The organism is Carboxydocella sp. JDF658, from assembly GCF_002049395.1.
Taxonomy (GTDB): domain Bacteria; phylum Bacillota.
The window spans coordinates 14,255-33,840 of the sequence record NZ_BDLR01000010.1; the positions used below are offsets into that span (position 1 = coordinate 14,255).

Sequence of the window (19,586 nt, forward strand, 5' to 3'; positions counted from 1 at the left end):
TAGCCTCCATTAGCTAACAATGTTTAAAAACAGTGGCAACTTAAGGATAAATGTAGTATAGTCACTTTCAGATGCCAGCTCCAGTTGACCATTATGATTGGCGGCAATTTGCTGGCAAATAGTCAGGCCCAGTCCAATCGCATTGGGCCTGGTTGTAAAGAATGGCTGGAAAACCAGCTCCTGCTTATCAGGCTCAATGCCAGGTCCGCTATCCTGTACGGTCAGAAAAACATGGGCCTGGTCCTGACCGGTTTTCACTTTAATCCAGCCTTTACTTTCCACAGCCAGGTAGCTATTTTGCAGCAAATTGATAAGCAGCTGCCGAATTTGGGCAGCATTTAGATAAAGCTCAGGCAGACCAGGATCCAGTTCTATTTTCAATTCGATTTCCCGCAGTAAAAGTTCCGGCTTAACCAGTTCTACTGTTGAGGTCACTAGCTCATTCAAATTCAGCTTTTCCCTTTGTTTATGTTCCAGGGATGGATTGGATAAATAAAGTAACCCTGTAACCAGCTGGTTAACGCGGTCTAGTTCTTCCTCCATCATCTTAATCGTATCAACAGGTAATTCCCTGCCCCATTCCAGTAACTGCAAAAAGCCGCTGACAGTGGTCAGAGGATTACGGATTTCATGGGCAATACCGGCGGCCAGCTGGCCAATAGTGGCCAGGCGAATGGACTGTTGCAATTGTTTTTCTTTTTCCTGCTGATATTCCTGACGCAACTCCCCCAGCTTTTGTTCCAGCTGATCCAGAATTTCCTCTACTGAAATCAAAGCGGGAGTGAAAGCTAACGTGGCTACCAGACAAGGAGGCTCAGCAGCTGGTTGTTTTATTTGGTCCATACTCAAAATAGCCAGCTGATTGCTGGTATAGCGGTAGACAGTTATTCTGGTATTGGACTTATACAGGGAGCGGACAAACTGGCGCAATCCATCTTCAGCGGCTAGACTGCCGTGGATTTCTTCAATATCCCTGTAGTCCGGCAATTCCAGCAGGGTAATCCAGTGGGAAGACTGCTTCTTCTGGGCTAATTGGGCCAGAGTATAGAATAAGTGTTTTCGTGAATAAAGGAGTACATTATTATCCAGAACTTCAGGCTGAGTTGTAGGCAAAGTGGGTTGTAACAGTTTTTTGATCAGATAAAGGAAAGCAGGTACCAGGATCAGGGTTTCCGTAGGACCGGCCTGATAGGCAGCAAAAATCAGATAATAAAAGGGTAAGGAAAATAACAAAGTTGAGCTAATATTCCCGAGCAAGGAAGAATAATATTGCCCGCTTAGTAAAAGCAATGGCAGGTAAAGCAGTCCATTTAATACAGTAGAGATTAAATAAAAGAATAGAAAGTTAATGAATATCGGTAATTGGAAAGGTTGATTCAGGGTTTGCAGGATGGTAGTTGTCAGGGTCAGGAAGATTGCCGTCTGTCCCAGATTGAACAACAGTTTGACCCAGCCATCTCTGCGGCTGATATTGTCAATAACAACTTCTGCTGTTCCCAGCCAGACCAGGGCTGCCGGACCGAAAAAGTAAAAACAGATAAAATCCAGACCGCTCACCAGGTTGAATGTTACCCCCAGATTAAGGGCTGATAAATAAGTGGTAATTCCTGCAGCCAGGAATAATAGGAGCAATTCGTTGCTCAGGGGCTGGTACCAGAAGGACAGATGCTGGGTCAGAAAAATAATACCAATTATAAAATAAAGCAATGCCAGTATTTTGATGGAACGGTTGGATTGCAGCAAAATTCGACCACTCCTGAACATCTTAATTGAAAATATTAATTATAATAATATCATTATAACACAGGAAATTTATTTCATCGACACCGGGAAGGAATTTGCTACCCGGTGTCGAATATTTTTCAGGGAATGCCTGTAGGAGGGAAATTAGGTGATTGAACTTTACAATATATCCAAAATTTATCCTAATGGTGTCAAAGCCCTGCATGATCTGACCCTTAAAATCGGCAGAGGGGAGTTTGTGTTTCTGGTCGGACCCAGCGGGGCGGGGAAATCCACTTTACTGAAACTGTTGACCAGAGAGGAAAATCCCACCAGGGGCCAGATCTATATCAATGGTAAAAACATTGTGCGCATGAAAAACAGTGAGGTGCCTTATTTGCGGCGGAAAATCGGGGTGGTTTTTCAGGATTTCCGCCTGTTACAGGATAAAACGGTTTTTGAAAATGTGGCCTTTGCCCTGCGGGTGGCGGAGGCGTCCGGAAAAGAAATCAAGCGGCTGGTACCAGGCATGCTGGAACTGGTGGGCCTGAAGGGAAAAGAAAATTCCTTTCCCCGGGAATTGTCCGGTGGAGAACAGCAACGGGTAGCTATTGCCCGGGCCATGGTCAACAACCCCCTGATGGTTATTGCAGACGAGCCTACCGGTAACCTGGACCCCGATACATCGCTGGGGATTATGAAACTGCTGGCTGATATCAACAAACTGGGGACAACCATTCTCATGGCCACCCATGATAAAGAAATGGTAAACATGATGCAAAAACGGGTGGTGGCTCTGGAAAACGGGCAGATTGTCCGCGATGAGGAGAAAGGAGTATATGGCTATGAAGATTAGGACCATGGGCTACCTGGCCGGGGAAGCCATGGTCTCCCTGCGCCGTAACGCCTGGCTGGCAGCGGCTTCTGCCGGTACGGTTGCTATCGCTTTGCTGATTTTAGGGGCGGCTCTGCTGGTTGTGTTGAATACCAATTCGGTGGCCACCCATCTGGAATCTCAGGTGGAAATTTCGGTAATTGTCAAAAAAGATTTACCCCGGGAACAGGTGGAAGAACTGGGGACGCGATTACGAAATTTGGCGGGAGTCAAGGAAGTGGATTTTGTTTCCAAGGAACAGGCCCTGGAGAAGATTAAAGAAAATTTCTCCGATCGCCGCGGGGTGCTGGAAGCGATCAAGGGACAAAATCCTTTGCCTGATGTTTATCGGGTGAAGATGCAAAAACCCGAGCAGGTTAAGCCAGCGGCCCAGGAGATAGAGACCATGTTTGGAGTGGACAAGGTTAAATATGGCCAGGGTGTAGTAGAAAAGCTGTTTGCTATTACTAACTGGGTTCGAGTGGCCGGTTCAGTCTTGATCGGACTCCTTTCCCTGGCGTCAGTCTTTCTGATTTACACTACTATTCGGTTGACTGTTTTCGCCCGCCGCAAGGAAATCAATATCATGAAATACCTGGGGGCAACCAACTGGTTTATCAAATTGCCATTTGTTCTGGAAGGGCTGGTAATCGGGCTGATTGGGGCCGGAGTAGCGGTGGGAATTCTTTATTTTTCCTATACCTCTTTGCTGGAAACGGTAACTGTTTCCCTGCCCACCTTGCCCCTGACCCGGGACTGGCGGCAGCTGGCCCTGGTGTTTGAGGGCCTGCTGGGAGCAGGGGTTTTACTGGGGGTGTCAGGTAGCTTTATAGCTGTTCGCCGCTATCTACATGTCTGATGGGGGAGGGATTAAATTGCGTCGTCTGGTTTCGTTACTGCTAATATCCGTACTGACTCTTACTACGGTAAGCAGTGCTTTTGGGGCTGACAGCAGCCGCAGTCGGGAGCAAAAGGCCATCAAGGAACTTAATAAAATCAGGGCCCAGAAAAAGACATTAGAAAAGAGAAAGGATGCCACTGAAGAAGAAATCAAACGCCTGGCCGATGCTATCGACCGGGTTAAATCGGAAATAGATAATCTCCAGGAAGATATTCAGGCCAAGGAGAAGACTATCCGGACGCTGGAAGAGCAGATAGCGGCAGCGGAAGAGGAGCTGGCTCAGGCCAACCAGGAACTGAATGAACAGGTGGAACAGCTTAACAACCGCTTGCGGGACCTTTATGAAAACGGGGCGGTCAGCTATCTGGAAGTGCTACTATCCGCTGAGGATTTCTCTGACTTTTTAACCAGAGTTGACTACATGCAGGCCATTATCCAGCAGGACGGGCAGCTGGTGGAACAGATTGAAGCCAAGCAAAATGAGATTAAGGCCAAGAAAAAGAGTTTGCTGGAGCGTAAACAAAAAGTGGCTGAATTAAAACAGGCCACAGAAGCTAAGAAAGAAGAAAGCTTGGCCAAAGAGGCGGAACATGAACAGTTAAAACAACAGGCAGAAGCCAATTTGGACAAGTTCCAGGAGGAAATTGAGCGCCTGGAGGAGGAAGAAAGCCGCAAGGTAGCGGAAATTATCCGCATTCGGGAAGAAAGAAAGCGGCAGGAAAATCAGCAGAATACCCCGCGCGGGGAAGGGGCAATGAAATGGCCGGTGCCCGGGCATGGGCGGATTACCAGCGGTTTCGGCTGGCGCGTACATCCCATTTACGGGGAAGCCCGTTTCCACCGGGGTATTGACATCGGCGCTCCCCAGGGCACACCCATTGTAGCGGCCCAGGATGGGGAAGTGATTTATTCAGGCTGGATGAGCGGATATGGCAATGTGGTGATCATCGACCATGGGGGTGGCATCAGCACCCTTTATGCCCACATGTCAGCCCGCAGTGTCAGTGTAGGGCAGCAGGTTAGTAAGGGCGAAACCATTGGTCTGGTGGGCAGTACTGGCCGCAGCACAGGTCCCCATCTGCATTTTGAAGTGCGAAAAAATGGAGAACCGGTCAATCCGCTGGGATATGTGTAAGAATTTGCGAAAGGGTCAAATCTGGCCCTTTCTTGTTTTTTCTTGCCCGGTATTGTAGTATAGTAGTTGTGAAGTATTGGAGGTGAACTGGTTCTTGAAAGCGCTGAAAAGAATAATTCTGATTATTATGGTCTTCCTCAGTGTGGTAGGTCTGGTGGCATTGCCCTTTCTGTTTGCCATAGTGCAGAATTGGACAGAAGTACGCCATTTATTACAGGTAGTTGACCTGGTAGAAGAAAATTATATTGAACCAGTGAATAGCGGGCGTCTGGTGGAGGGAGCAGCCAAAGGCATTGTTGAGGCGCTGGATGATCCCTATTCCGTTTACATGGATAGCAAAACTTTTAAACATTTGCAGGAACAGATTTCCGGGGCTTTTGGCGGGGTCGGTATCCAGGTGGCCGTAAAAGACAAACATATTACAGTAATTGCGCCCATTAAAGGGACTCCTGCCTACCGGGCTGGCATTAAGGCCGGGGATGTGATTGCCAAAATTAACGGAGAAGATGCCCTGGATATGGATATTGAGCGGGCTGTGCAGTTGCTTAGGGGCAAGCCTGGTACAACGGTAAAAATCACGGTTGTACGCAAGAATGAAAGCAAACCCCTGGAGTTTACTCTGACCAGGGAGATTATCAATGTTCCCAGTGTGGATGGTAAATTATTGTCAGACCTGCCGGTGGCTTATATCAGCATCAGCATGTTCAATGAGCATACCGGTGATGAGCTGGTCAAGGTCCTGAATGATCTGAAAACCGAAGGGGATTATAAAGGCATAATTCTCGACCTCAGGGATAACCCCGGGGGTGAGTTGACCGCTGCTGTCAAAGTTGCTGACCAGTTTATTGGCAAGGGGCCGGTGGTAACCATCCGTGACCGGAAGGGAGTAGTACAGGTCGAGGATTCCGATGCCGGCAAACTCAATTTACCTCTGGTGGTACTGGTCAATGGCAACAGTGCCAGTGCTTCGGAAATAGTTGCTGGTGCGATCCAGGATTATCAAGCTGGGGTACTGGTTGGGACCAGGACCTTTGGTAAAGGGGTTGTTCAGACTATTTATCCCATCGATAACACCACTGGTCTTAAATTGACTACTTCCAAATATTTTACTCCCAAAGGCAGAGATATTCACAAAAAGGGAATCACTCCTGATATAGTTGTAGAACAGCCGGAAAACGGGGAGGACCTGCAGTTAGCCAAAGCCAAGGAAATAATCCGGGCTAAACTGTATTAATTTACGAGGGGAAAGGGGGCATTTTGATGCTGGTTGATGTATCTGACCTGTGGGTTATTGCCAAACAGGTCTTGCTCATCCCTTTTGAAGCCCCCGCTTCAGTACTGATTATCCTGGTTCTCCTCTTTCTTCTCCAAAAAAAGCAATTTAAACGCTATTTCGGGGATAGGGCCGGTTTTCTGGCCTATAGCAAAGCCCTGGCCAGCCAGGCCCTCTGGGGTTTGGCTGGCGGAATCCTGGGCAGCTGGTTGCTGCTGGGCCTGGGCATTGATATTGATAGTCTGGGAGTACAGTGGCTCTGGCCCCTGGCTTTGATTCTGATGTTATTCCATCACCGCTTTTTATGTTTTTCCTATGCTGCCGGGATACTAACTCTGAGCAACCTGCTCTGGGGCTGGCCTGAAGTCAATGGTGTCCAGTTGATGTACCTGGTAGCTGTCCTGCATCTGCTGGAGGCAGTGCTGATCTGGTTTACCGGGGCCCGTTATGCGGCGCCCATTACTGTGGCCCATCCCCGCCAGGGTACGGTGGGAGGCTTTTATCTTCAGGCTTTCTGGCCCATTCCCCTGGTGATCTGGGTTCAATCCGGCGCTGATTTCTATCTTTTACCATTGCTAGCTGTTCTTGGCTATAGCGATTTGGCTCTGACCCGGCTGCCCTGGCAGCGGGCACGGCGTACAGCCTGGCAGTTAGCCGGTTTCAGTCTGGTGCTGGGTGGTTTGACCTGGCTGGCCAGTTTTTATCCCGGGCTATTGCCGCTGGCAGCCCTGTTCAGTCCCCTGGGACATGAACTGGTGGTGCACGCCAGTCCCCGGGAGGAAATGGCAGGCAAACCGCGCTGGCAATCCACTGCGGAACGGGGCTGGCAGGTACTGGCCACCCAGCCGGGCAGTTTTGCCGAGTGGCTGGGCCTGCGCCAGGGTGACTGGTTGTTGAATATCAACGGGCAGCCGGTGGGGGAAGATCTGCTAGCAGTTAGGGGCTGGGTGACGGTGGACTTTATTACCGCTCAGGGCCAATGGCAGCGCAAAATCGGCTTTCTGGCTCAGCACCATCAGTGGGGGATGACTCTTTCCCCGCAGGCGGAAGACCAGCCAGAAGTGCGGCTTTCCTTTGAAGGACTGGCGAAAAGGTTGTGGCAAAAACTGTTCCGGCAAAAGGAGGACTCCCGATGGATTTGACCCGGTTAGCGGAACAGGCGTTAGCATGCAATAAATGCGGGTTGAGGCAACAGGCTACCCAGGTGGTTTTCGGGGAAGGCAATCCCCGGGCTGATCTGATGTTTATCGGGGAAGGGCCGGGAGCGGAAGAAGACCGGCAGGGGCGACCCTTTGTCGGGGCTGCGGGTCAGCTGCTGACCCGGATGATTAGTGCCATGGGCTGGCGGCGGGACCAGGTCTATATCGCCAATATCGTCAAATGTCGGCCGCCGGGCAACCGCGTCCCTAAACCGGAAGAGGCCCGGGCCTGTTTGCCCTGGCTATATCAACAAATCGACCTGGTGCAGCCGAAAATTATCGTCTTGCTGGGCAGTACAGCTCTGCAAAATCTGATCAAACCCGGGGCGGCTATTACTCAATATCGCGGGCGCTGGTTTGTTGATGAACGCGGTATCTGGGTTATGCCCACCTATCATCCGGCTGCTTTGCTGCGGGATCCGGCCAAAAAGGCAGAATGCTGGCAGGATTTACAACAGGTGATGGCCGCCCTGGAGTATATGGGACTTCATCCTAATTCATACTAAGGATGAAGTCTTTTTTAATGGGGTGGATGAACATGGGCCGTCGCATTGTTGCTTTTTCGCTTGTGCTCCTGGTCGTGTTGACGGGCGGTTGTGGTTTGTTGAAAAAGGCCAAAAAGCCACTCAGCAAAAAAGAAAATGAAATTCCCATCGGAGTCGCCATGGCTAACATGGCGGGGGATGGCTATCCCTTTTTCAAAAAGGAGATGGACAAAGGAGCAAAGCCTGCCAAAGTCAAGCTGCTCTGGCAGGATGCCAAAAATGATGGTCCGACTCAGGCAGTACAGGTGGAAAAACTATTAGAGAAAAAAATCAAGGCCCTGGTTTTGCTGCCGGCGGATGCCGCCATTGCCAGAGATATAATCAGCAAAACTGCGCAGAAAAAGGTTAAGATTCTGATCCTGGAGAATTTGCCCCGTGACGTCAATGCCGATGGTTTTTTGTCTCCAGACTGGTTGCGGGCAGGGGAATTGCAGGGGGAGCTGTTAGTAAAGCAAAAATTCAAAGGCAATCTCCTGGTTTTGACAGCAGCGCAGCCTTCCATGGTGGAAGAAGCCCTGTTTGCTGGCTTGCAACGCAGCCTGCAGGGGCTAACGGGAATAAAGGTAAAACAAGCCCCGCTGGATGTAACTGGTAAGCCGGAAGATGTAGCCACACGGGCATATGAGGCATTAAAAAGCCAGACAGGCATTCAGGGTGTAGTGGTTCAGCATAGTTTGCTGGTCCCAGGACTGATCAAATACCTCAAGGAGAAAAAGGAAAAGCAGGAAACTCTGCCAGTGACGGTGGCCCTGGGGGCCAGCAAAGAAGGGGCGGCAGCTATCGCCGGCGACCTGCTGACAGCAGACGTAGACACCCGGCCCGATTTACTGGCCTATTATGCTCTGGCGGGGGCCAGCAAACTGGCCAAAAAGGAAATGCTGGAATATGATCAGAAAATCAAAAATGATGGGGCGGATGTGCCGGTCAAAGTTATTCCGGTACGCCTGATTCGCAAGGATAATCTCTATCTGCTGGAAGAACGCTGGGGTAAGATTAAACCCCTTGCCGTCAAAAGCGGCTCCGGTAGCCAGGGAGATTCTAAATCCGGAGAAAGCGAAAAGAAAGGTCAAAGTGCAGGGGAAAGCACGCCCAGTAAAATAAAGATAAAAGGCAAGGAAGGCAAAACCCTGGAACTGGAGTTGAAACCCGGGGAGAGCCTGGAGCTGGAGATAGATGGGGAAATCAAAGCCATGAAACGGGGGAAAGGAGAAGAACAGGAAGGACAGCAGGGAGGCACAGAATCAGGTCAGGGAACATAAGATAAAGCAGTAACCCGAAGCAAAGCGGGGGAGGAGCCATGTTTTACCATCCCTATGACCTGGTAGCCAGGCATATGGTCAATAACTGGTCTGGCTGGACCTTAATGCCCGGAGGAGGAAAAACTCCGGATAAACCGGAATTGGTGGAATTTGATGATCGCCTTTTTTTCTTTGTTCGTGGGCTTAATGATGGCCTCTGGATAAATAGCCTGCGGCCCTTTAATCCCAGCCCTTTCAGCGGCTGGCGGGAAGTGCCAGGAGGCGGTAGGGCCCGCAGTGGACCAGGAGCGGCGGTGTATCGCAATCGCCTTTACCTGGTAGTAAGGGGCTTAAATGATGGGATCTGGTATAACCGGATGGATGATGATGAAGACTGGGACGGTTGGATAGAAGTGCCCGGCGGTGGCCGCACGACGGGCAGCCCGGAGGCTGTGAACTATGGCGGTTTCCTCTGGGTGTTTGTCCGCGGAACTGACAACCGTATCTACTCTAATCGGCTCAACCGCGATGGAATCTGGAGCGGCTGGTCGGAGGTGCCTGGCAATGGCCGTACTTTGTCCGGGCCCGGTGCAGCCAGTTATCGCGGCTATCTCTACCTGTTTGTTCGCGGTACTGATGACCGCATTTATCTCAACCGCCTGTCACCCCTGGGGATCTGGAGCGGCTGGTCAGAGGTTCCCGGCGGCGGCTTGACCCTGGCGGAACCGGAGGCGGTGGTATTCCGCTCGGAATTGAACCTGTTTGTCAGAGGCACGGATAATGGTATTTACCAGAATATCCTGCGTCGGGACCTCTGGAGCGGCTGGTCTGAAGTCCCCGGTCAGGGTCGTACTCCTTCCGGACCGGCAGCGGAAAACTTCCGCAACTTGCTCTGGCTGGTGGTGCGGGGGATGGATGACAGCATATATTTTAATGTCAAAGTCTTTTAACCCGGTTTTGGCCGGGCTTTTTGTTTACTCGGAGACAATTTCGCTGTATCATATACTATGTGAGAACAAATATACGGAGTTGAAGGCAGATGGAGTTTAAGCTAAAATCCGAGTTTACCCCCAAAGGGGACCAGCCGGAGGCTATAGCCCGGCTGGTAGAGGGGTTAAATAAAGGTTATCGCTATCAGACCCTGCTGGGTGCTACCGGCACCGGCAAAACCTATACCATGGCCCAGGTAATCGCCCGGGTACAGCGGCCGACCCTGGTGATTGCTCACAATAAAACCCTGGCAGCACAGCTGGCCAGTGAGTTCAAGGAATTTTTCCCGGACAATGCGGTCGAGTATTTTGTCAGCTATTATGATTATTATCAGCCAGAGGCCTATATTCCTCAGACTGATACTTATATCGAAAAAGATGCCTCTATCAATGATGAAATCGACAAATTGCGCCATTCGGCCACGGCAGCCCTGTTTGAGCGGCGGGATGTCATTATTGTGGCCAGTGTTTCCTGTATCTACGGCCTGGGTTCCCCCCAGGAATACCGGGAAAACATGTTTTCCCTGCGGCCGGGGCAGATCTGGGATAGGGAGCAGATTTTACGCCGCCTGGTGGACATGCAGTATAATCGCAATGACCTCAATTTTACCCGGGGTACATTCCGGGTGCGGGGAGATGTAGTCGAAGTTTTCCCGGTCGCCTCCAGTGAGCGGGCCATTCGGCTGGAACTGTTCGGAGATGAACTGGAGCGCATAGTGGAGTTCGACCCCCTGACCGGAGAAATTTTCGGGGAGCGCCGGCATGTGGTGTTTTTTCCGGCCTCTCACTATGTGACCGGTCGTGAGACATTGGAGCGGGCCCTGGCTTCCATTGAAGCAGAGCTGAAAGAAAGGCTGGAAGAACTGCGGGCTCAGAATAAACTGCTGGAAGCCCAGCGGCTGGAGCAGCGGACCCGGCATGACCTGGAGATGCTGAGGGAAATGGGCTTTTGCCAGGGGATTGAAAACTATTCCCGGCATTTAACAGGGCGGGCGCCGGGGGAACCGCCTTATACCTTGCTGGACTATTTCCCGGATGACTTTTTGATTATGGTGGACGAATCCCATGTCACTATTCCCCAGATCGGAGCCATGTATGAAGGGGATCGCTCCCGCAAACAGGCCCTGGTGGATCACGGTTTCCGTTTGCCCTCTGCCTTTGATAACCGCCCCTTGAAGTTCAGCGAGTTTGAGCAGAAAATCAATCAGATTATTTTCGTTTCCGCTACCCCCGGTCCCTATGAACTGGAAAAGAGTGCGCAAATAGTGGAACAGATCATCCGTCCCACCGGCTTGCTGGATCCGGAAATTCATGTTCGTCCCACTAAAGGGCAGATCGATGACCTGGTAGGGGAAATCCGGCAACGAGTGGAACGGGATGAGCGGGTGCTGGTCACTACCCTGACCAAGAAAATGGCGGAGGACCTGACTGATTACTTGCGGGAACTGGGCATCAAAGTCCGTTACCTGCATTCGGATATTAAAACCCTGGAGCGCATGTTGATTTTGCGCGACCTGCGCCTGGGGGTCTTCGATGTCCTGGTTGGCATTAACTTACTCAGAGAAGGCCTGGATTTGCCGGAGGTAAGCCTGGTCGCCATTCTGGATGCTGACAAGGAAGGTTATCTCCGTTCTGAACGGTCCTTGATTCAGACCATCGGCCGGGCGGCTCGCAATGCCAATGGTCAGGTGATCATGTATGCTGACCGCATTACCGATTCCATGGCCAGAGCCATCCAGGAGACCAACCGCCGCCGCAGTAAACAGATGGCTTACAACCAGGCCCATGGCATTGTGCCCCAGACGGTGCGCAAGGCGGTCCGGGATGTAATTGAGGCCACCCAGGCGGTAGCCGAAGCAGCGGCTAAATATGGTGAATCCACTGGCAAGAAGAAAAAGCTGAACAAAAGAGAGGTAGACAAACTGCTGCGGCAACTGGAGAAAGAAATGAAAGAGGCTGCCCGGCGCCTGGAATTTGAGCGGGCAGCGGAATTGCGGGATGCTATCCTGGAATTGCGCGCAGAATACCTGAGCTAAACAGGAGGTTAACAGCATTGATTAAAGATATTGTTGTAAAAGGTGCCAGAGTTCATAATCTGAAGAATATAGATATTACCATCCCCAGGGACAAGCTGGTGGTGCTCACCGGTTTATCCGGTTCCGGCAAGTCCTCTCTGGCCTTTGATACCATCTATGCCGAGGGCCAGCGCCGTTATGTGGAAAGCCTTTCCGCCTATGCCCGGCAGTTTCTGGGTCAGATGGACAAGCCGGATGTGGATTACATTGAGGGACTATCCCCGGCTATATCCATTGACCAGAAAACCACCAGCCGCAACCCCCGTTCCACGGTGGGTACGGTGACGGAAATCTATGACTACCTGCGGCTGTTGTTTGCCCGCATCGGTCGTCCCCATTGCCCCCGCTGCGGCCAGCCCATTCAACAGCAAAGCCTGGACCAGATGCTGGACCAGATTCTGGGCCTGCCGTCAGCCAGCCGCCTGCAGATCCTGGCTCCCCTGGTACGAGGGCGTAAAGGGGAACATGCCAAACTGCTGGAGGAAATTCGCAAACAGGGATATGTCAGGGTGCGGATAGATGGGCAGATTTATGACCTGAATGAACCCATCAGCCTGGAAAAGAATAAAAAGCACACCATTGAGGTGGTGGTGGACCGGATTGTGCTGAAGGAAGGCATTCGCCAGCGCCTGGCCGATTCCCTGGAAGTGGCCCTGAAGCTGGGGGAAGGGATTGCAGTGGTGGATGTAATTGACGGCGAAGAACTAACTTTCAGTGAAAACTTCGCCTGTATCGATTGCGGTATCAGTATCGAGGAAATTGCCCCCCGGCTGTTTTCCTTCAACTCCCCTTTTGGGGCCTGTCCGGAATGTACGGGGCTGGGGCAGAAGATGGAAATCGATCCGGAGCTGGTGATTCCGGACCCGGAAAAAAGCATCGCTGAAGGGGCGATCCTCCCATATAGCAGCACTAACCAGTGGATGTGGCAATTGCTGGCGGCGGTGAGCAAACACTTTGGTTTTGATCTCCATACCCCCATCAGTCGCTTTACCCCTGAGCAAAAACAGGTCCTCCTTTATGGTGCTCCGGGACAGAAAATCCACTGGACCTTTTACAGCAGTTATGGACGCAAACATACCATGGATTCGGTCTGGGAGGGGATTATCCCCAACCTGGAGCGACGCTACCGGGAATCCACTTCCGAGAGCGTCAAGGCGGAAATTGAGGAATACATGACCACCAAACCCTGTCCGGCCTGTCAGGGAGCCCGCCTGAAGCCGGAAGCCCTGGCCGTACTGGTGGGAGGCAAGAATATCCGGGAAGTGACTGACCTTTCGGTGGAAGAGGCCCTGCGCTTCTTTGAGGAATTAGCGCTGACTGAGCGGGAACAGCTGATTGCCCGTCAGATCCTCAAGGAAATCAAGGCGCGCCTGGGTTTTCTCAATAATGTGGGCCTGGATTACCTGACCCTGAGCCGGGCGGCCCATACCTTATCCGGAGGTGAAGCCCAGCGCATCCGGCTGGCCACCCAGATCGGTTCCGGCCTGGTAGGAGTGCTCTATATTCTGGATGAACCCAGCATCGGCTTGCACCAGCGGGACAATGACCGCCTGCTGGCTACCCTGAAACAGCTGCGGGACCTGGGCAATACCCTGCTGGTGGTGGAACACGATGAAGATACCATTCTGGCCGCCGACCATGTCATCGATATCGGCCCTGGAGCCGGGGCCAATGGCGGGGAAGTGGTGGCCCAGGGGACAGTGGCGGAAATCATGGCCAATCCCCGCTCCCTGACCGGTCAGTATTTGAGTGGCAAAAAACGCATTCCGGTGCCGGCCCTGCGTCGGCCCCCCAATGGCAAATATCTGGAGATCATCGGGGCCCGGGAGAATAACCTGAAAAACCTGAATGTCCGCATTCCCCTGGGGGTATTTGTCTGTGTCACCGGGGTTTCCGGTTCCGGCAAATCCACTCTGGTCAATGAAATACTCTACAAGGGAGTTGCTGCCCATCTTTATCGGGCCAAGGATAAGCCCGGTGCCCATCAGGAAATCCGGGGCCTGGAGCATATCGACAAAGTAATCGATATCGACCAGTCCCCTATTGGCCGTACTCCCCGCTCCAATCCGGCTACCTATACCGGGGTCTTTGACGCTATTCGGGAGGTTTTCAGCCAGACTCCGGAAGCCCGGGTGCGAGGTTATAAGGCCGGAAGATTCAGTTTCAATGTTAAGGGGGGCCGCTGTGAAGCCTGCAGCGGGGATGGGATTATCAAGATTGAGATGCATTTCCTGCCCGATGTCTATGTCCCCTGTGAGGTATGCAAAGGCAAGAGGTATAATCGGGAGACGCTGGAAGTGAAGTACAAAGGCAAAACCATCGCTGATGTGCTGGAAATGGTAGTGGATGAGGCGGTGGAATTTTTCCAGAATATCCCCAAAATCCACCGTAAACTCAAGACCTTGCAGGATGTGGGCCTTGGCTATATCAAACTGGGGCAGCCGGCCACCACCCTGTCCGGCGGGGAAGCCCAGCGGGTCAAGCTGGCTACCGAGCTCAGCCGCCGCAGCACCGGCCGCACTCTTTATATCCTGGATGAGCCCACCACCGGTTTGCATATGGCTGATGTGGACAAACTATTACAGGTACTACACCGGCTGGTGGAAAACGGTGACACGGTGGTGGTGATCGAACACAACCTGGATGTAATTAAAACCGCCGATTATATCATCGATCTGGGGCCGGAAGGAGGCAATAAGGGCGGAGAGATAATCGCCCAGGGCACTCCGGAGGAAGTGGCGGCCCAGCCTCAGAGTTATACCGGCCAGTTCCTGGCCCGGCTGCTGGCCCGGGAGCGTCAGCTAGCATAGAGAGGGAGGTAATTAACATGAAGGTAAACATTAAATGGCAGGGGAAAATGCATTTTCTAGGGCGGGGGGCCCAGGAGGTGGATATTCCCATCGATGCTGCTCCGGCTGCCGGTGGTGAAGGCAAAGGCGCTTCGCCCATGGAGTTATTGCTAATGGGGGTTGCGGGCTGTACCGCCATTGATATTGTCTCCATTCTGGAGAAGATGCGCCTCAATTTGCAGGATTTTGTTGTAGAGGTTGAAGGGGAGCGGGCTGCTGATCACCCCAAAGTATTTACTGAAATCACCCTGGTTTACAGGGTCTGGGGCGAAATTCCAGAGGAGAAGCTGGTCAAGGCCATTGAACTGTCCCTGGATAAATACTGCAGTGCTTCTAACACCGTCAAAGGGGTAGCTAAAATCAATTATCGCTACGAAATTAACGGGGTGGTATGATGAAAAAACGGCAATGCTGGAGCTGGCTGCTGTTTTTCTCCTTGCTGCTCGGCGGATGCAGCTTGCCCGGTATGGGGCCAGCTGCCGAGGATTTGAGCAAAGCAGCAAGCCAGTTTGCTGAAGCCCGCCTGAGCCGGGAGGAACAGAGTTTGCGCAATACCCTGACCACGGCCCGACGGAGTCAGGTAGCGGAAATCTTAGGCCCCCTTAATCCCCACTGGGTCGGCTATCAAATCGGAGCAGTGGATACAGAGCAAAAAACAGTGACTGTCCGCTGGCAGGAAACCTACTCCGACCGCAGTTATACCCGGGTCTATCAAAGCCGGCTCAAACTGAAAAAAGAGGAAGGCCAGTGGCGGGTAGATGGCATTGAGGACCTGACCCCCGACTGGCTGGTAACCGCCCGGGATATTGCACTGGTATTGCAGCAAAAGGGCGGGCAGGCCCGTACCCTGCTGTCCCTGGAACAATTGCCCAATGTAGCTTCTCCCCTGGGGGCGGAGCCGGGGACGGAATTCGGTGTTGGGCGGGAAGGCTTTGGCCCCCTGGCCCTGCGGCCGGATGGGAAGGAGCTGGCCCTGTCCACCCGCGGCCTCCATGCCTTTATTGCCCTGCTGCCGACTGAAGCTGCTGCCAGGCCGGCCTTAAAGCCCCTGGATTTGTACTTTGAAGGAGGAGTGGCGGCTCTGGCCTGGTCACCGGAGGGCAAATATCTGGCAGCCAATCTGGATACGCCTGCCGGGACCCGGCGTCTGGTAATTTATGAGCCGGGAGTGAAAAAGGTGTTGAAAACCCCTTTTGATGAGCAGTTTCCCTGGACTAACTATGATTTGAATTTTCTCTACTGGCTGCCGACTGGTCCGGAGATTTATTTCCTGGTGACGGCGGCTCAGGGGACTGTACCCCAGCAGGGGGCAGAAGGAATCTGGAAATGGTCCCTGGCTACGGGGAAGCTGGAACAGGTGAAGAAATGAGAAACCAGGCCTTGCCGGTAAATCGGTCAGGCCTGGCTTTTTTAATTACCTCGTCATAATCTATTTAAAGAGTAACTGCTTTTCTATAAATTTCGTTTTTAGAATTAGAAGAGAGTATCTTCTCTATAAAGAATGAAGAAACTAAATAAGCAGGGAGGCTTATGCCAATGTGCAGGAAAGTGAACTTGTAGCCTAAAGAGGCAATTTCAAAAAGTACAATAGGGAGTTTTGTGCTTGACCATACTCCTAAAAAAAATAATACATAAGCTAGACGAGCGCCTTTTTTTAATAAAAGGGCAGCAATAGGGAAGGCTGCATATAAGGGTCCAGCAGCTGCTGTGCCTAAGAAAAATGCAACGGCTATTCCTTTTATTCCTGAATGCTGTCCCATGTATTTTATCATAGTTTCTTTTGGTGTCCATACATCTAATAGTCCAACGAGGACAAAGGTAGGAGGAAGTATTTTGAGCATGGTTATTATGTTTGAAAGAAAAATGCTAAAGGCCTTTGTTCCTGTAGGTTTATCATAAAAATAAATAGCAATTGTAATAATAAATAAAAAGATGGCCCATTTGTATTTTTTGACTATAATCATTTATTCATCACCTGACTTATCAAAAAAGTAAAGAGTATACATATGATAAGGGCTAACCCGTTTCTCAGTATTGCAGTAGGTTTATTAAAATATTTGATCTCGGCAGGAAGGGTTGCAATTCCTACCGCCATAAGGGTTGATACAAAGGCAGCAACTTGAGTGTAACCGGCACCATTGCTTAATAAAGTAGCCCCAAGGGGAAAGGCGATAAAGCTTGGAATTAATGTAATGGAGCCTATAGACAAAGCAATGATAACACCTAGTATTCCTGACTGTTTACCAATGATTTTAGAAACAGTAGGAGGATTGATGATGGATAAGGATATTCCTACAAAAAACATAATAGACAATACTTCAGGTAATAAATTTAAAAAAGAATTTTTTGCCTTAATTAAGGCTTGTCTTGTTTTCTTTTTATCTTTAATAAACGAAAAAAGTAAACCTATAGAAGCTATATAAAGAATAAAATTATCCATTTATTTTTCCTCCTGAACAAACATTTTTTTATAGTGGGATAAAAAAAACTGTAAATTTTTAATTCTTTGCTGAATATCTTCGTTGTATTCTGCTAGTTTTTCTAATCCCAGAGGAGTTATTTTGTACCATTTCTTTGGAGGGCCTGGTTCTGTTGTATCCCAATAGGCAGTAACTGCATTCATTTTTAAAAGGTCTTTTAAAGCTCTATACAAGGCCGCCCCATCAATATTGTTATAAGGTAGTCTTTCGTTCATCTTATTTAAAAGCATTGAACCATAGGCTGGTTCTTCTGCTAACAACAATAAAACGAATGCAGGTACATGACGACCATATTTACCATTTGACATTGCATTTCACCCTTTCGATATTAAATGCATATATATGTTATTAACATTATAATGTTATCAATATATATGTGTCAATAATTATATAAAAAGATGGAGACATTCCTTTTACGCAATCACCAAATTAACTATTGACAAAACCCCGCTTTTTGTGTAACATAGAACATGCAATCCGGCGGCGTGGCGAAGTGGTAACGCAGCGGTCTGCAAAACCGAGATGCGTCGGTTCGATTCCGACCGCCGCCTCCATCTGACTGCTGAAGCTGAGTTTTCGTAAGATTTACGAAACTCAGCTTTTCTGCATAAGGGGACCTTTCCCGTCGGACACTATCCATAAGGAGGTGGCCGACCGTGGAACCTTATGCCATTGGCTCAGCCAGTGATACCAACCTGTTGAAAAAACACCTGTTACAGCAGTTTGACCGGCTGAAAGAAGAAGGCTTTCGCTTTGCCCTGAATGAATTTACATCCGGAGAATATACCTTCCTGGGTTTATCGGTCCACGATACTGGCCAGTTAGGTTATGCCGACAAGGAAATTCGCCAGATCATCCGCCATTTTGTGGCCGGGGCCGTGGCCGACCTGATTGTGGACCGCTGGGAAGAGGATTTGCTCTGGGGCTATATTCACAGCAACTACTATTACTTTGCCCCGGAAGAACAGCATCGCATCTTTGCCCTGGCCTGGCGGGAACTGAATGGGGAAGGACAGGAGCAGCTGGTGGTGCGCAAGCTGTTACGTAAGAACCGGATTACCGCCAAGGTGCTGGATTATCTGGCTACCAATCAAGAACTGGTAGTAGATGGCTTTCTGCGTTTTCGTTTACAGGAATATTTGCAGGAACTGGAACAGGCAGTGGAAAATGCCGTTGATGCCTTTCTTTTGGATCGGGAGTACCAGGAGTTCATCCGCCTGTTGCGCTACTTTGTCGACATCCAGGAACCGCGCACCCCGGAAGTCCATATTTTTTTTCCCCTCGACCGCCAGTTCCGCCTGGAAGACAGGGAGGGAGGGGCCCTGGCTGAGGATTTCGTGGATGACTGGTTGCAATACCAGCCGCCCAGTGAAATAAACCTGGATGACATCCTGGTTAGTGCCTTGATTACACTGGCTCCCGAACGGCTAATTATCCACAAAACCCCGGCCAACCGGCTCAAAACCAGGGGGATGCTGAAGGAGATTTTCGGCACCCGCTTGCAGGAGTGCTCAGGCTGCCATCGCTGTCTGGTCCATTAAACGAGGAGGGCTTGGCTTGTTACCGAAATGGGTAGTTTTGCCCCTGATTGGGGCTCTGATCGGATATGCTACTAACTACATTGCAGTGCGCATGTTATTCCGACCACGGCGGGCCTGGCATTTTCCCCTGATCAATTTTACTCTGCAGGGACTGATCCCCAAGCGTCAGGCGGAACTGGCCCGGGTGATCGGCCAGATTGTGGCGGAAGAGCTGCTGACAGCGGAGAAACTGGCGGAGGAATTGCGTCAGGTTATATTGAAACCTTCGGTTTTGCAGGCGATCAATCAGGGGGTGAAAAAGAGGGCGCTGGAAAAATTGCCTTCCTTTTTGCCTTTAGCCATGCGGACAGTGGCGGTGGAGTTAATCGGTGAGCTGGTGGATAAAGAGATACCGGCCTTACTGGGCAAAACCCTGGACAGGCTGGAGGGCCAGGTGGTGCAGGACCTGGAGCTGGCCCGGCTGGTGGAGGAGAAAGTGCTGGCCCTGGACCTGGACCAGCTGGAACAGCTGATCCTGAAGATTGCCGCCCAGGAATTGCGGCATATTGAAGTGCTGGGCGGAGTGCTGGGATTTTTTATCGGGCTCTTGCAGATTCTGTTTATTTAGGATATAATGTATAATCAAGTGAAAGCGAGGATGGGGACAAGTAGTCTCTCTTACCTCCTTCCAGAGAGGCGGGGTCACCGGCTGCAAGCCCTGCTAAGGAGAGGAGCAGATGAAACCACCCCGGAGTGCCGTTGCCAAAACCGGTTGGTGAGTAGTGA

The 19,586-nt window shown here is 50.9% G+C and carries 18 protein-coding genes and 1 tRNA gene; 15 read left to right on the forward strand and 4 right to left on the reverse strand.

Features of this window, described 5'->3' with window-relative positions; all coding sequences use genetic code 11:
• Nucleotides 1–9 precede the first annotated feature (9 nt).
• On the reverse strand, nt 10–1,743 hold the full coding sequence (locus JDF658_RS02575) for a nitrogen regulation protein NR(II) (RefSeq protein WP_159446538.1): 1,734 nt from the start codon (nt 1,741–1,743) through the stop codon (nt 10–12).
• A gap of 148 nt (nt 1,744–1,891) precedes the next feature.
• Between JDF658_RS02575 and ftsE the strand changes: the two genes are divergently transcribed.
• The 12 genes from ftsE to JDF658_RS02635 all read left to right on the forward strand — a co-directional run bounded on the left by ftsE (nt 1,892) and on the right by JDF658_RS02635 (nt 16,169).
• Nucleotides 1,892–2,578 (forward strand): cell division ATP-binding protein FtsE, encoded by a 687-nt coding sequence (ftsE, locus tag JDF658_RS02580; RefSeq protein WP_078665532.1) that lies wholly within the window; start codon nt 1,892–1,894, stop codon nt 2,576–2,578.
• The gene (gene ftsX, locus JDF658_RS02585) at nt 2,568–3,455 is read left to right on the forward strand and encodes a permease-like cell division protein FtsX (protein WP_078665573.1); all 888 of its coding nucleotides are present in this window, start codon (nt 2,568–2,570) and stop codon (nt 3,453–3,455) included. The genes ftsE and ftsX overlap by 11 nt, the downstream gene beginning before the upstream one ends.
• A gap of 16 nt (nt 3,456–3,471) precedes the next feature.
• Nucleotides 3,472–4,632, forward strand: a complete 1,161-nt coding sequence (locus JDF658_RS02590) for a murein hydrolase activator EnvC (protein ID WP_159073863.1) — start codon at nt 3,472–3,474, stop codon at nt 4,630–4,632.
• Nucleotides 4,633–4,714: 82 nt separating this feature from the next.
• Nucleotides 4,715–5,866, forward strand: coding sequence for a S41 family peptidase (locus tag JDF658_RS02595; RefSeq protein WP_242946597.1), 1,152 nt, complete (start codon nt 4,715–4,717; stop codon nt 5,864–5,866).
• A 26-nt stretch (nt 5,867–5,892) separates the two neighbouring features.
• Entirely contained in the window at nt 5,893–7,047 is a 1,155-nt protein-coding gene (locus JDF658_RS02600; protein ID WP_079906391.1) for a hypothetical protein, read from the forward strand.
• Entirely contained in the window at nt 7,038–7,610 is a 573-nt protein-coding gene (locus JDF658_RS02605; RefSeq protein WP_078665535.1) for a uracil-DNA glycosylase family protein, read from the forward strand. Before JDF658_RS02600 ends, JDF658_RS02605 begins: the two co-directional genes overlap by 10 nt.
• 32 nt (nt 7,611–7,642) lie before the next feature.
• Nucleotides 7,643–8,908 carry a substrate-binding domain-containing protein gene (locus tag JDF658_RS02610; RefSeq protein WP_159446539.1) on the forward strand — a complete coding sequence of 422 codons (1,266 nt, stop codon included), beginning with the start codon at nt 7,643–7,645 and terminating at the stop codon, nt 8,906–8,908.
• Between the two features lie 38 nt (nt 8,909–8,946).
• Nucleotides 8,947–9,837 carry a hypothetical protein gene (locus JDF658_RS02615; protein WP_078665537.1) on the forward strand — a complete coding sequence of 297 codons (891 nt, stop codon included), beginning with the start codon at nt 8,947–8,949 and terminating at the stop codon, nt 9,835–9,837.
• Nucleotides 9,838–9,926: 89 nt separating this feature from the next.
• Nucleotides 9,927–11,912 carry an excinuclease ABC subunit UvrB gene (gene uvrB, locus JDF658_RS02620; protein WP_079906393.1) on the forward strand — a complete coding sequence of 662 codons (1,986 nt, stop codon included), beginning with the start codon at nt 9,927–9,929 and terminating at the stop codon, nt 11,910–11,912.
• 17 nt (nt 11,913–11,929) lie between these two features.
• Nucleotides 11,930–14,761: an excinuclease ABC subunit UvrA gene (uvrA, locus tag JDF658_RS02625; protein ID WP_079906394.1), complete on the forward strand. Its 2,832-nt coding sequence runs from the start codon at nt 11,930–11,932 to the stop codon at nt 14,759–14,761.
• 17 nt (nt 14,762–14,778) lie between these two features.
• Nucleotides 14,779–15,195, forward strand: a complete 417-nt coding sequence (locus JDF658_RS02630) for an OsmC family protein (RefSeq protein WP_078665540.1) — start codon at nt 14,779–14,781, stop codon at nt 15,193–15,195.
• Nucleotides 15,195–16,169, forward strand: coding sequence for a hypothetical protein (locus tag JDF658_RS02635; RefSeq protein WP_079906395.1), 975 nt, complete (start codon nt 15,195–15,197; stop codon nt 16,167–16,169). Before JDF658_RS02630 ends, JDF658_RS02635 begins: the two co-directional genes overlap by 1 nt.
• 64 nt (nt 16,170–16,233) lie before the next feature.
• Here JDF658_RS02635 and JDF658_RS02640 read toward each other — a convergent pair whose 3' ends face one another.
• From JDF658_RS02640 to JDF658_RS02650, 3 genes are read right to left on the reverse strand one after another with little or no spacing between them, the layout of a single operon-like run.
• Nucleotides 16,234–16,764, reverse strand: coding sequence for a permease (locus JDF658_RS02640; RefSeq protein ID WP_078665542.1), 531 nt, complete (start codon nt 16,762–16,764; stop codon nt 16,234–16,236).
• On the reverse strand, nt 16,761–17,240 hold the full coding sequence (locus tag JDF658_RS02645; protein ID WP_078665543.1) for a permease: 480 nt from the start codon (nt 17,238–17,240) through the stop codon (nt 16,761–16,763). The genes JDF658_RS02640 and JDF658_RS02645 overlap by 4 nt, the downstream gene beginning before the upstream one ends.
• Nucleotides 17,241–17,588, reverse strand: a complete 348-nt coding sequence (locus tag JDF658_RS02650) for a PadR family transcriptional regulator (protein ID WP_079906396.1) — start codon at nt 17,586–17,588, stop codon at nt 17,241–17,243. It abuts the gene before it with no gap.
• 171 nt (nt 17,589–17,759) lie between these two features.
• Here JDF658_RS02650 and JDF658_RS02655 point away from each other — a divergent pair.
• The 3 genes from JDF658_RS02655 (at nt 17,760) to JDF658_RS02665 (ending at nt 19,428) form a co-directional block, all read left to right on the forward strand.
• A tRNA-Cys gene (locus tag JDF658_RS02655) sits at nt 17,760–17,834 on the forward strand.
• A gap of 102 nt (nt 17,835–17,936) precedes the next feature.
• Entirely contained in the window at nt 17,937–18,821 is an 885-nt protein-coding gene (gene ytxC, locus JDF658_RS02660) for a putative sporulation protein YtxC (protein WP_159071929.1), read from the forward strand.
• Nucleotides 18,822–18,837: 16 nt separating this feature from the next.
• Complete coding sequence (locus JDF658_RS02665; RefSeq protein WP_079906397.1) at nt 18,838–19,428, forward strand: DUF445 domain-containing protein; 591 nt, start codon at nt 18,838–18,840, stop codon at nt 19,426–19,428.
• The last annotated feature ends 158 nt before the right edge of the window (nt 19,429–19,586 follow it).